Raw genomic sequence first — 13671 nt, 5'->3', positions numbered from 1 at the left:
AATTATCTAATTTACTCATTATCTAATTATCTAATTTTTTAATGAGAATTCGACCCAAATCGGAATATGATCTGATATTTTTCGGGCTTCCTTTAGAGTTGTGAATTTTTGATAAAATAAAATAGCGCCTGCATTTTCAATAGTTACTTTTGTAGTATTGTAAAATATATTATCAAATTCCGAAGCTAGACACTCATTCTTTTTGCAGGTTTCTTTCAAAGAAGTTTTTTGATTTTTCAAAATAGGAGAGTAGCCCATTTTCTTTAAAGGTATAAAAACCGAATGCGATTGCGGGCAATTGAAATCTCCTGCAAAGAGCAAATTTAAATCAGGATATATTTGCGGTAAAAATTTGAAATATTTAATCTCAGTTTCGGGCTGTTTGTTTTTTGTGATGGCATGAAAAGAGGCAATCGTAATGGATTTTCCTTTTATTTCAAAAGTAGCAAAATAAGGTTCGCGGTCAATTTCCAAATGATAGTTGCGTTCCAGCCAAGGTTTACCTTTTAATTTTATCGAGTTAGTTTTCCAAAGAAAAGCATATCTTTCGGTTTTATAAGCACTGCTGGATGTGGGTTCACTTATGCGATAATCCCATTTACTTCCTTTTCGATTGAGTTCATCTGCTAATCTCGCGACTGCTTGAGTTCCTCCATTTCCAGCTACTACTTCTTGAATGGTCACAATATCAAAGTCTTTTATCGTATTGGCAATAAATGTAATTTCATTATCAGATTTAGATTTTCCAAAGTTTTCAAGATTCCAGGAAAGGAGTTTGGTTTGAGAATAAAAAGTATTAAAAGAAAATAAAAAGAGAAGGCAGAATATTTTGTTCATTGTTAAAGAATAATTCACAAATATAAAAATTGTGGAAGTAGTATTAGTATTCAAATGGGTTCTTGAAAAATTAGTCAATTAGGATTGCAATTCGATTCCAAGCATTTAATAAATAAATTCGTTGTACGGTTTCTTAGGCGATATAAAACAAGAAACCCAATCTTTCGATTGGGTTTTCTTTATAAGTAAGTAATTCTAAATTGAGTTTATATAACGTTTATTTTACTTTATTAAGTACTGCTTTGAAAGCTTCAGGGTGATTCATTGCTAAATCTGCAAGAACTTTACGGTTCAATTCGATTCCATTAGCTTTTACTTTACCCATGAATTGAGAATAAGACATTCCTTCCAATCTAGCTCCAGCGTTAATACGTTGAATCCATAATGCACGGAAATTTCTTTTATTCACTTTTCTGTCACGGTAAGCGTAGCACATTGCTTTCTCTACCGCATTCTTAGCAACTGTCCAAACGTTTTTACGTCTACCAAAGAAACCTTTGGCTTGCTTCATTATTTTTTTTCTTCTTGCTCTTTTAGCAACTGAATTTACCGATCTTGGCATAATTTTATTGTTTTTTTGTAGCTGGCGTCCTGAATTTAATCAAAGGAACTTAAGGCCATACTCCAAGGTTATTGAATTTGTTTTTAACCTAAAGATTATTTAGTCAAAAGTTTTTAAAGTCTAATGTCGAAAGTCTTTAAGACCTTTGACTTTGAAACTTTAAGACTTAATTAAATAATTCTTAATTGTTGTTTGATACTTTTCATATCTGTTTTGTGAACTAACGCTGAGTGAGTCAAAGCTAATTTACGTTTTTTAGATTTTTTAGTCAAGATGTGACTTTTAAAAGCATGCTTTCTCTTAATCTTTCCAGAACCAGTAACTTTAAAACGTTTCTTGGCGCTAGATTTGGTTTTCATTTTAGGCATTTTTTCCTAGTGTTTTAATTTATTCTTACTTACTTATATTTTTAAAAGCTTTAGGCTTTAGTCTTTAAGCTTTAGGCAAATGTTTAAGAAACTTTTTGCTTAAAACTTAAAGCTTATTGCTTACAGCAAATAATTATTTTTTCTTCTTAGGAGCAATAAACATAATCATTCTCTTTCCTTCAAGAACTGGCATTGCTTCAACTTTTCCGAATTCTTCTAAATCTGTAGCTAATCTTAATAATAAAATTTGCCCTTGATCTTTGTAGATAATAGAACGTCCTTTAAAGAATACGAAAGCTTTTAATTTAGCTCCCTCTTTCAAGAATTTTTCAGCGTTCTTTCTCTTAAATTCGTAATCATGCTCATCAGTTTGAGGACCAAAACGTATTTCTTTTACTACCACTTGAGTAGATTTTGCCTTCAGAATCTTATCACGTTTCTTTTGTTCGTAAACAAATTTCTTGTAATCCATGATTTTACAAACTGGCGGCTCTGCGTTTGGTGAAATCTCAACTAAATCCAATTCAAATTGGTCAGCTAATCTCAAAGCTTCTGCAAGTTTAAAAACTCCAGGCTCTATGTTTTCACCCACAAGTCTTACTTCTTGTACACCACGAATAAAATTGTTTATTCTGTGTGCATCCTTCTTTTCTACGCGAGGTTGGTAACCTCTGTTGCTTCTTATTGCTATGACTTTATAATTTAAGTTAAACTGTAAATACTTTTAATGTTTTTTTGATTTCCTCGTCAACAATCGAAGCAAATTCTTCTATGGTAACGCTGATATTCCCTTTTCCTTCTTGTCCATGACGACGTATTGAAATGGTTCCGTTTTTCTCTTCTTCTTCACCTACAATCAGCATAAACGGGATTTTTTGCATTTCTGCATCTCTAATTTTCTTCCCAATCGTCTCGCTTCTGTTGTCAATTAGGGCGCGAATTTCGTGATTTTCTAGCAGATTTAAAACTTTTTTAGCATAATTTTCATATTTCTCGCTCAAAGATAGTATAATAGCCTGTTCTGGCATCAACCAAAGCGGGAAATTTCCTGCTGTGTGCTCTAATAAAATTGCAATAAAACGTTCCATAGATCCAAAAGGTGCTCTGTGGATCATTACAGGTCTATGTAATTCGTTGTCAGATCCTTTGTAAGTCAATTCAAAACGCTCCGGTAAATTGTAATCCACCTGAATCGTACCTAACTGCCATTGTCTGCCTAAAGCGTCCTTTACCATGAAATCCAGTTTTGGACCGTAGAAAGCAGCCTCTCCGTATTCAACAACTGTGTTTAGTCCTTTGTCTGCTGCTGCATTGATAATAGCATTTTCTGCTTTCTCCCAATTTTCATCAGAACCAATATATTTATCTCTATTCTCCTTGTCTCTTAATGAAATCTGAGCTGTAAAGTTTTCGAATCCTAAAGAACCGAATACATAAAGTACCAAATCAATTACTTTTTTAAACTCTTCATCCAATTGCTCTGGAGTACAAAAAATATGGGCGTCATCCTGAGTAAACCCACGTACACGAGTTAAACCGTGTAATTCACCACTTTGTTCGTATCTGTAAACTGTTCCAAATTCAGCATAACGCTTTGGTAAATCTTTGTATGACCAAGGTCTTACATTATAGATTTCACAGTGGTGAGGGCAGTTCATAGGTTTTAATAAAAACTCTTCTCCTTCAGCAGGAGTATTGATAGGCTGAAAACTGTCTGCTCCGTATTTCGCATAATGACCAGAAGTTACATACAGTTCTTTCTGTCCAATATGTGGGGTTACAACTTGCTCGTAACCTGCTTTTTTCTGTGCTTTCTTCAAAAACTGTTCCAATCTGTCTCTCAAGGCAGCTCCTTTAGGTAGCCATAGTGGCAAACCTGCTCCTACTTTTTGAGAAAAAGCAAACAACTCCAATTCTTTTCCTAGTTTTCTGTGGTCACGACGTTTCGCTTCTTCAAGTAATTCTAGGTATTCAGTTAAGTCTTTTTGTTTTGGAAATGATGTTCCATAAACACGAGTTAATTGTTTGTTTTTTTCATCACCTCTCCAATAAGCACCAGCAACACTCATTACTTTCATTGCTTTGATGATACCAGTATTTGGAATGTGACCTCCACGGCACAAGTCCGTAAAAGTATCATGATCACAAAAAGTGATAGTTCCGTCTTCAAGATTAGTAATTAATTCAGTCTTGTAAACGTTGTTTTTGTATATTTCTAACGCTTCTGCTTTAGTAACAGGACGCAATTTAAATTCATGTTTACCTCTTGAAATTTCAAGAACGCGATCTTCGATTTTCTTGAAGTCAGCATCCGAAATCTTTTGATCACCAAAATCTACATCATAATAGAAACCGTTAGAAATTGCAGGTCCGAGAGTTAATTGTATACCAGGATACATTTCTTCAAGAACTTGTGCCATAACGTGTGAAGTAGAATGCCAAAAAGCTTTCTTACCATCAGCATCATTCCAAGTGTATAATGTAAGACTGCCGTCGGTCGTCAATGGTGTAGATGTTTCAATAGTTGTACCATTAAAGGATGCTGAAATTACATTTCTTGCAAATCCTTCGCTAATGCTTTTTGCTACATCCATCGGAGTTACTTCTGGAGCAAACTCTCTAACTGACCCATCGGGCAAAGTAATCTTAATCATTGTTTTTTATATTTTAAGATTGCAAATATAAAGTATTAACAAAACACATACAATAGGTATATAATGTTTGTTCTATATATAAGTATGAAATCGAATTGAGTGTTGTTGTAAAAGAAGGATCTGAATTTTTAGGAGCTATTTCCTGCTATTCGTTACAATCTTGTGTGCCGAACCCCGGCCCACAAGGATTTCCACTGCTATCAGGACTAGGGCATCAGGTTTTATAATAAAGAAAGTAGAAAACCATACCTTATATATAGTATAGAAGCAACAAAAGAAAAACCCTGTTTCATGCATATACATACAATTCCAACGGAATCCACACTACCACCACCCAAGAACCTCAAGTAATAAAAGAAAAAATCCGTGTAAATCCGCTTGATCCGTAAAATCTGTGGCCTATGCCAAAGTGATACACCCCGCATAAAAACCAAAAAACTGCTTCAAATCCCATTAAAACGTCAAAAAGCGCAATAAAAGGCGGTTCTAAATTACGAACTCATCAAAAAGCACTACCTGTAACCTACGAAAAACCAGTGTATTAAAAAATAAACAAAAAATAGTTGCGAAAAGGTATTGTAGAAACGAATAAACTGACTACTTTTGCACCCGCAACAACTGCTACGCTCTTAGAAACACTGACAAGTTAAAAAATCAAAGTGAAAAAATATTTTCAAAAAAAGATTTAAAAAAGCTTGTGAGATTTAAAAGAGTAGTTTACTTTTGCACCCCGCAAAACACGCAACGTTCCTTGAGATACTGATAAGAAAAAGAGAAGAAATTGAGAATTAAATTTTTCAAAAAAAACTTTAAATTTTCTTGCCAGTTAAAAAGAAATTGCTACTTTTGCACCCGCTTTGAGAAACAAACGAGAGGCGAAAATAATAAAGAAGACACGTTCCTAGACATATTGAATTGACAGCCGTTTTTATCGCAAGATAAGAACAAATAAAATAAGAGTAATAGAATCGTATAGATTTGAATAAATACCGATAGAGACTGAGTCGAATAATAATTAGTTCCGATTTATCGGAACAAACAATATACGATGAAGAGTTTGATCCTGGCTCAGGATGAACGCTAGCGGCAGGCTTAACACATGCAAGTCGAGGGGTATTGTTCTTCGGAATGAGAGACCGGCGCACGGGTGCGTAACGCGTATGCAATCTACCTTTTACAGAGGGATAGCCCAGAGAAATTTGGATTAATACCTCATAGTATTATGACTCGGCATCGAGATATAATTAAAGTCACAACGGTAAAAGATGAGCATGCGTCCCATTAGCTAGTTGGTAAGGTAACGGCTTACCAAGGCTACGATGGGTAGGGGTCCTGAGAGGGAGATCCCCCACACTGGTACTGAGACACGGACCAGACTCCTACGGGAGGCAGCAGTGAGGAATATTGGACAATGGGCGCAAGCCTGATCCAGCCATGCCGCGTGCAGGATGACGGTCCTATGGATTGTAAACTGCTTTTGCACAGGAAGAAACAACATTACGTGTAATGTCTTGACGGTACTGTGAGAATAAGGATCGGCTAACTCCGTGCCAGCAGCCGCGGTAATACGGAGGATCCAAGCGTTATCCGGAATCATTGGGTTTAAAGGGTCCGTAGGCGGTTTAGTAAGTCAGTGGTGAAAGCCCATCGCTCAACGGTGGAACGGCCATTGATACTGCTAGACTTGAATTATTAGGAAGTAACTAGAATATGTAGTGTAGCGGTGAAATGCTTAGAGATTACATGGAATACCAATTGCGAAGGCAGGTTACTACTAATGGATTGACGCTGATGGACGAAAGCGTGGGTAGCGAACAGGATTAGATACCCTGGTAGTCCACGCCGTAAACGATGGATACTAGCTGTTGGAAGCAATTTCAGTGGCTAAGCGAAAGTGATAAGTATCCCACCTGGGGAGTACGTTCGCAAGAATGAAACTCAAAGGAATTGACGGGGGCCCGCACAAGCGGTGGAGCATGTGGTTTAATTCGATGATACGCGAGGAACCTTACCAAGGCTTAAATGTAGATTGACCGGTTTGGAAACAGACTTTTCGCAAGACAATTTACAAGGTGCTGCATGGTTGTCGTCAGCTCGTGCCGTGAGGTGTCAGGTTAAGTCCTATAACGAGCGCAACCCCTGTTGTTAGTTGCCAGCGAGTCATGTCGGGAACTCTAACGAGACTGCCAGTGCAAACTGTGAGGAAGGTGGGGATGACGTCAAATCATCACGGCCCTTACGCCTTGGGCTACACACGTGCTACAATGGCCGGTACAGAGAGCAGCCACTGGGCGACCAGGAGCGAATCTACAAAACCGGTCACAGTTCGGATCGGAGTCTGCAACTCGACTCCGTGAAGCTGGAATCGCTAGTAATCGGATATCAGCCATGATCCGGTGAATACGTTCCCGGGCCTTGTACACACCGCCCGTCAAGCCATGGAAGCTGGGGGTGCCTGAAGTCGGTGACCGCAAGGAGCTGCCTAGGGTAAAACTGGTAACTAGGGCTAAGTCGTAACAAGGTAGCCGTACCGGAAGGTGCGGCTGGAACACCTCCTTTCTAGAGCCTTAGTGTTAGTTGATTTATCAACACGGTAAGGAAAGAAGACGAAGAATTTATGGGTTACAAATTAAAGATTATATTACTCTTGCTGTTAATTTAAAAAAAAAGAATAAATGTATAGACGTTGCATTGCAACGACTGTTACAATTTAAGAATAAAGAGTGTCTCGTAGCTCAGCTGGTTAGAGTACTACACTGATAATGTAGGGGTCGACAGTTCGAGTCTGTCCGAGACAACTATTTAAGCTTAATAAAAAGGAAATTCTAGAGTTGAGAGGTTATGAAACAAGATTCATAATTCATAATTCACAATTCATAATTAAATTGGGGGATTAGCTCAGCTGGCTAGAGCGCCTGCCTTGCACGCAGGAGGTCAACGGTTCGACTCCGTTATTCTCCACAAATCAAAAGTTGATTTGTTTATTTGTTGAATCGGTTAAACGATTAAACAAAAATAGGATTAAACTAGCGATAAAAGTTCATTGACATATTGAGATAAGAAATAATAAAAGTAGAAAGCGTTTTTTACTATTTATAGTAAAAGACAAAAACAACGGTCATAATTGATTTTATGATTGGTACAATAAGCAAAATAAGGGCGTATGGGGGATGCCTTGGCTCTCAGAGGCGATGAAAGGCGTGATAAGCTGCGAAAAGTTACGGGGATTGGCACACACGATACGATCCGTAAATACCTGAATGGGGCAACCCACTATGTTGAAGACATAGTACACCGATAGGTGGGCAAACCCGCTGAACTGAAACATCTAAGTAGGCGGAGGAGAAGAAAACAAAAGTGATTCCGTAAGTAGTGGCGAGCGAACGCGGATTAGCCCAAACCAATGTTGTTACGGCAATGTTGGGGTTGTAGGACCACGATATTTTATGCAAACTGAACAAGAAGTTACTGGAAAGTAGCGCCAAAGAGAGTGATAGCCTCGTATTGGTAAGGGATGTAATAGATAGTGGTATCCTGAGTAGGGCGGGGCACGTGAAACCCTGTCTGAATTTGGCGGGACCATCCGCTAAGGCTAAATACTCCTGAGAGACCGATAGTGAACCAGTACCGTGAGGGAAAGGTGAAAAGAACCGTGAATAACGGAGTGAAATAGATCCTGAAACCATACGCTTACAAGCGGTCGGAGCCCTTTTGTGGGGTGACGGCGTGCCTTTTGCATAATGAGCCTACGAGTTAACGTTGCTGGCAAGGATAAATGGTTAAGCCATGGATCCGTAGCGAAAGCGAGTCTGAATAGGGCGCTTTAGTCAGTAGTGTTAGACGCGAAACCGTGTGATCTACCCATGGGCAGGATGAAGCGCTGGTAACACAGTGTGGAGGTCCGAACCGGTTGACGTTGAAAAGTCTTCGGATGACCTGTGGGTAGGGGTGAAAGGCCAATCAAACTCGGAAATAGCTCGTACTCCCCGAAATGCATTTAGGTGCAGCGCATATTATAAGTTATATAGAGGTAGAGCTACTGATTGGATGCGGGGGCTTCACCGCCTACCAATTCCTGACAAACTCCGAATGCTATATAATGTTTTTATGCAGTGAGGGCTTGGGTGCTAAGGTCCAAGTCCGAGAGGGAAAGAACCCAGACCATCAGCTAAGGTCCCCAAATATATGTTAAGTTGAAAGAACGAGGTTTGTCTGCCCAGACAGCTAGGATGTTGGCTTGGAAGCAGCCATTCATTTAAAGAGTGCGTAACAGCTCACTAGTCGAGCGGACGAGCATGGATAATAATCGGGCATAAACATATTACCGAAGCTATGGATTTGTAATTTATTACAAGTGGTAGGGGAGCATTCTAACAGGGTTGAAGGTGTGTTGTAAAGCATGCTGGACTGGTTAGAAAAGAAAATGTAGGCATAAGTAACGATAATGCGGGCGAGAAACCCGCACACCGAAAGACTAAGGTTTCCACAGCTATGCTAATCAGCTGTGGGTTAGTCGGGACCTAAGGCGAACCCGAAAGGGACAGTCGATGGACCACGGGTTAATATTCCCGTACTACTAATTACTGTGATGGGGTGACGGAGTGATGAAAGCGCCGCGAACTGACGGAATAGTTCGTTGAAGTACCTACCTATAAGCTGCGCAGGCAAATCCACGCGGCTTGGGGAAATACGATAGTACTCGGAGTCTTCGGACAAAGAGATAGTGCGCCTAAGGGCTTCCAAGAAAAACCTCTAAACTTCAGGTAATTAGTACCCGTACCGCAAACCGACACAGGTAGTCGAGGAGAGAATCCTAAGGTGCTCGAGAGATTCATGGCTAAGGAATTAGGCAAAATAGACCCGTAACTTCGGGAGAAGGGTCGCCCCGAGTAATCGGGGCCGCAGTGAAGAGGTCCAGGCGACTGTTTATCAAAAACACAGGGCTCTGCAAAATCGTAAGATGAAGTATAGGGCCTGACACCTGCCCGGTGCTGGAAGGTTAAGAGGAGATGTTATCTTCGGAGAAGCATTGAATTGAAGCCCCAGTAAACGGCGGCCGTAACTATAACGGTCCTAAGGTAGCGAAATTCCTTGTCGGGTAAGTTCCGACCTGCACGAATGGTGTAACGATCTGGACACTGTCTCAGCCATGAGCTCGGTGAAATTGTAGTAACGGTGAAGATGCCGTTTACCCGCAGTGGGACGAAAAGACCCTGTGCACCTTTACTATAGCTTAGTATTGACCTTGGATAAATGATGTGTAGGATAGGTTGGAGACTGTGAAGTGGCGTCGCTAGGCGTTGTGGAGTCATTGTTGAAATACAACCCTTTGTTTATCTGAGGCCTAACCCCATTTTGTGGGGGACATTGCTTGGTGGGTAGTTTGACTGGGGTGGTCGCCTCCAAAAGAGTAACGGAGGCTTCTAAAGGTTCCCTCAGTACGCTTGGTAACCGTGCGTAGAGTGCAATGGCATAAGGGAGCTTGACTGAGAGACATACAGGTCGATCAGGTACGAAAGTAGAGCATAGTGATCCGGTGGTTCCGCATGGAAGGGCCATCGCTCAAAGGATAAAAGGTACGCCGGGGATAACAGGCTGATCTCCCCCAAGAGCTCATATCGACGGGGGGGTTTGGCACCTCGATGTCGGCTCGTCACATCCTGGGGCTGGAGAAGGTCCCAAGGGTTGGGCTGTTCGCCCATTAAAGTGGCACGCGAGCTGGGTTCAGAACGTCGTGAGACAGTTCGGTCTCTATCTACTGTGGGCGCAAGAAATTTGAGTGGATCTGATTCTAGTACGAGAGGACCGAATTGGACTAACCTCTAGTGTATCTGTTGTCCCGCCAGGGGCACCGCAGAGTAGCTACGTTGGGAAGGGATAAGCGCTGAAAGCATATAAGCGCGAAACCCACCACAAGATGAGATTTCTTTTAAGGATCGTGGGAGATGACCACGTTGATAGGCTATAGATGTAAAGGCAGTAATGTCATAGTCGAGTAGTACTAATAATCCGTAAGCTTATGTACACCCTTTTCCCCCGATGCAAATCGGGGGGAGAAACTTTCTAATAAAATACTTTTATATTCTTTATCTCAGTATGTTAAAATATTGGTTTATGGTTGATAGTTGTCGGTTGACAGGCTATCATCAATAAACAAGTTGTCCAAAGCAACTAACAACCTTAAGGTGGTTATTGCGGCGGGGCTCACCTCTTCCCATCCCGAACAGAGTAGTTAAGCCCGCCTGCGCAGATGGTACTGCAGTTATGTGGGAGAGTATGTCGCTGCCTTTTTTTATAAAAACCCTGTTTCAATATGAAACAGGGTTTTTTTGTTTGTAATAGTTTTCAAGAATAGCGTATTTTGTATATAAATCTAATTTAAATGAAAAATAAAAAAGTTGTAGATATGACAAGTGGGCCAATTGCTCCTCAAATTGTTCATTTTACTATGCCATTAATTATTGGTAATTTTTTTGTTCTAACATACAACGCAACAGATTCTATCATTGTGGGACATTATATTGGTGCTAATGCACTAGCCGCATTGGGAGCGGCAAGCCCTGTAATGAATATTATGCTTTTTTTGATTATTGGAATTTGTTTAGGGATGTCAATTCTAATGGGAAATTTTTTTGGCGAAGGTGATATTGCTAAACTTAAACGTGTTATTTCGACTTCATTAATAACAGGTGGAATTTTTACATTAGTTTTGGTAGTATTGGGCTTTTTGTTTTCTAGGAATATACTAGAATTGATGAATACACCTGCCGAAATTTTAGATGATGCAACTTCTTATTTGCAAATAATTTTTGTAGGCTTAATTTTTACTTTTATTTATAATATTTATGCTTCTACATTACGAAGTATGGGGAATTCAAGGGTTTCTCTTTATTTTTTAATTGCTTCTGCTTTATTGAATGTTATAATGGACTTTCTTTTTGTTGTAGAATGGAAACTAGGTGTTGCAGGAGCTGCTTATGCAACTGTTATAGCTGAGGCTTTTGCAGCTTTATTTTGTATTATTTATGTGCGAATTCAAATCCCATTTTTAAGTTTTAAAAGGCATGAGTTTGTTTTCGACAAAGTGTTGTTACGAACAATAGTTAGTTATAGTTCTGTTGCTGCTATGCAACAAATAGCATTGCATATTGGTAAGTTTTTGATACAAGGGGCAGTAAATCCATTGGGTGTTGTAACTATTGCTGCCTTTAATGCTGTTACGCGCATTGATGATTTTGTTATGATTATTCAGCAAAATATTGGTCACGGAACCACTGGATTTTTGGCACAAAATAAAGGTAAAGGTATTTTTGATAGAATACGGAAAGGCTTTTTTGTCGGAGTAAAAATGGAAGCAATTTATACAATTATAGTTTCTGTTATTGTGTTTTTATTTGCAGCGGAGTTGCTTAGTTTGTTTACTGGTAAAGGAGAGATAGCTGTTGTTGAAGCGGGTATTCGTTACTTACGTATTATGTCACTTTTATATCTGTTGCCTGCTTTAACTAATATTATTCAAGCGTATTTTAGAGGAATTGGAAAAATGAAGATCACATTAAATGCAACAATTGTACAAATTATTGGTCGTGTTATTTCTGCTTATTTTATTGCCCCTTACTTCGGTATTGAAGGTTTTGCACTGGCTTGTTTAGTAGGCTGGATTTGTATGCTGTGGTATGAATTTCCTAAATTTTGGAGAAGTTGGAAAAATATTGAAATTTAAGCATAATTTAAATTTATTTTGAACTTAGTAATTTGTTGGTTTGTAATAGAAAACAAAGAAATTTTTTAGAATCTATGAGTGTTATTTTATCTTAAAAAGATGGTATTTTTTCTTTTTTGTGTATATATCGTTTTCGTGAAGGTAAAATAACAACTACATCAGAATATACAGTTGCGTTTTGAAAAGAATTATGAGGGTACTTTAGCAGTATAAAATAATTACTAATTTAAAACGACATTATTATGAAAACGATTTTAAAACTTAGTTTAATAGTATTAATTACTATGGTTAGCATGAAAACTTATGCAAATAATGATGATTTTTTGCTTCATGTAAAAAAAGGAGAAGGTAAAGATATTAGTTTTTCAGTTAATGATATTCAAAAAGCGAGTGTAACGATTTATGGTAAATATCATGATGTGATTTATAATGAAACGGTAACTGGAAAAGTTGGAATAAAAAGAGTATATAATCTTTCTGAATTTCCTGATGGAGTTTATTATTTGGAAGTAGAAACTAATATGAAAAAAGTGACTCATGAGATTGTAGTTACTAATGAAGCTATTATTCTATCCAGAAAATCGATTGCTGCAGTGTATAAAGGTGAGTTGAAAATTAAAAGTCAAAATGTGGCAGAGGCCAATTAATTTTTTTAGATTTTCTAAATTACTTACTTTGGATTTATAAGAAACAGTTCTTTTGGGCTGTTTTTTTTATGTTATTTAATGAATTGTACAAATGGATGTTATGAAACTTGAGTTGCATGAGGGATGGAAATGGCATCCTTTTCTTTTCCTTCTTTAGGAAAAGAAAAGATATAATGGACAGCCCGGCCCTTAGGACATGCCCAAAATAGAATAAATGAAAGAAGTTTAATTCAATTTATTAATTTTATAGTAGGTGCAAATTGTATTAATTGGACATTCTTCACATTTGGGCTTAGGCCTGCAAATTTCTCTTCCTAAAAAAGAAAAAGCCATACCAATTTCGCCCCAAATGGTTTTAGGAAGGATTTGCATGAGTAGTTTTTCGACTTTGATACCGTCTTGAGTTTCTGGGATTAATCCAATTCTGGGTGTCACACGGATTACGTGCAAATCGGCAATAATTCCTTCGGGTGGAACTCCTGCTTCCCGCATAATTACGTTGGAAGATTTTCGTCCGATTCCTTTTAAGGCTGTCAATGTCTCCATTGCCAGGGGAATATTTTTTTCTTCTTGAATTGTTTGTGCGATTTCGATTAACCAATTAGCTTTGGTTGCAAAATTTCGGACTTTTGAAATATGAGGTATAAGATTTTCTACATTTGACGATGCCAATCGTTTCATATTTGGAAAAATTTCAAAAAGCGATGGCGAGATAGCATTAACATTTGCATCCGAATCTTGAGCGGAAAGAACTACCATTACGACCAACTGATATAGATTTTTATATTCTAAAGGATGTTTTCGACCTTTGTATTTTTCAAGAATTGGGGCTAAATTAGTTACCCAATTATTTGTTTCTCCAAATAAATCCATATCGAAA

At 38.4% G+C, this 13671-nt stretch carries 8 protein-coding genes, 2 tRNA genes and 3 rRNA genes; 7 read left to right on the top strand and 6 right to left on the bottom strand.

The annotated features are described in order from the left end of the window. Positions 1-30: 30 nt before the first annotated feature. The 5 genes from ACUN3A_RS04060 to thrS form a co-directional block, all read right to left on the bottom strand. The gene (locus ACUN3A_RS04060; protein ID WP_445550063.1) at positions 31-837 is read right to left on the bottom strand and encodes an endonuclease/exonuclease/phosphatase family protein; all 807 of its coding nucleotides are present in this window, start codon (positions 835-837) and stop codon (positions 31-33) included. 217 nt (positions 838-1054) lie between these two features. After that, complete coding sequence (gene rplT / locus ACUN3A_RS04055) at positions 1055-1399, bottom strand: 50S ribosomal protein L20 (RefSeq protein ID WP_035633036.1); 345 nt, start codon at positions 1397-1399, stop codon at positions 1055-1057. A 170-nt stretch (positions 1400-1569) separates the two neighbouring features. Further along, positions 1570-1767, bottom strand: coding sequence for a 50S ribosomal protein L35 (rpmI, locus tag ACUN3A_RS04050; RefSeq protein WP_022827375.1), 198 nt, complete (start codon positions 1765-1767; stop codon positions 1570-1572). Between the two features lie 133 nt (positions 1768-1900). Further along, positions 1901-2458: a translation initiation factor IF-3 gene (gene infC / locus ACUN3A_RS04045; protein WP_445552809.1), complete on the bottom strand. Its 558-nt coding sequence runs from the start codon at positions 2456-2458 to the stop codon at positions 1901-1903. Positions 2459-2474: 16 nt separating this feature from the next. Then, on the bottom strand, positions 2475-4421 hold the full coding sequence (thrS, locus tag ACUN3A_RS04040; protein WP_445550062.1) for a threonine--tRNA ligase: 1947 nt from the start codon (positions 4419-4421) through the stop codon (positions 2475-2477). Positions 4422-5466: 1045 nt separating this feature from the next. Here thrS and ACUN3A_RS04035 point away from each other — a divergent pair. The 7 genes from ACUN3A_RS04035 to ACUN3A_RS04005 all read left to right on the top strand — a co-directional run bounded on the left by ACUN3A_RS04035 (position 5467) and on the right by ACUN3A_RS04005 (position 12791). Further along, positions 5467-6980, top strand: a 16S ribosomal RNA gene (locus tag ACUN3A_RS04035). Positions 6981-7145: 165 nt separating this feature from the next. Continuing rightward, positions 7146-7219 (top strand) — tRNA-Ile (locus ACUN3A_RS04030). An 89-nt stretch (positions 7220-7308) separates the two neighbouring features. Next, positions 7309-7382, top strand: a tRNA-Ala gene (locus ACUN3A_RS04025). 181 nt (positions 7383-7563) lie between these two features. Continuing rightward, positions 7564-10446, top strand: a 23S ribosomal RNA gene (locus tag ACUN3A_RS04020). A gap of 156 nt (positions 10447-10602) precedes the next feature. Then, positions 10603-10712, top strand: a 5S ribosomal RNA gene (gene rrf / locus ACUN3A_RS04015). The 16S, 23S and 5S rRNA genes sit together here with 2 tRNA genes alongside, the layout of an rRNA operon. Before the next feature lie 91 nt (positions 10713-10803). After that, positions 10804-12144 carry an MATE family efflux transporter gene (locus ACUN3A_RS04010; RefSeq protein ID WP_445550061.1) on the top strand — a complete coding sequence of 447 codons (1341 nt, stop codon included), beginning with the start codon at positions 10804-10806 and terminating at the stop codon, positions 12142-12144. Positions 12145-12386: 242 nt separating this feature from the next. Next, complete coding sequence (locus tag ACUN3A_RS04005) at positions 12387-12791, top strand: secretion protein (protein ID WP_445550060.1); 405 nt, start codon at positions 12387-12389, stop codon at positions 12789-12791. A gap of 225 nt (positions 12792-13016) precedes the next feature. On the opposite strand, the gene ACUN3A_RS04000 is transcribed toward ACUN3A_RS04005, so the two are convergent. Continuing rightward, positions 13017-13664 carry an endonuclease III domain-containing protein gene (locus ACUN3A_RS04000; protein ID WP_445550059.1) on the bottom strand — a complete coding sequence of 216 codons (648 nt, stop codon included), beginning with the start codon at positions 13662-13664 and terminating at the stop codon, positions 13017-13019. Positions 13665-13671: the final 7 nt, after the last annotated feature.

The sequence above is a fragment of the Flavobacterium sp. WC2509 genome (genome assembly GCF_052683105.1).
The sequence above is the reverse complement of the archived record's forward strand: the minus strand, read 5'-3'. Positions and strand labels throughout refer to the sequence as shown.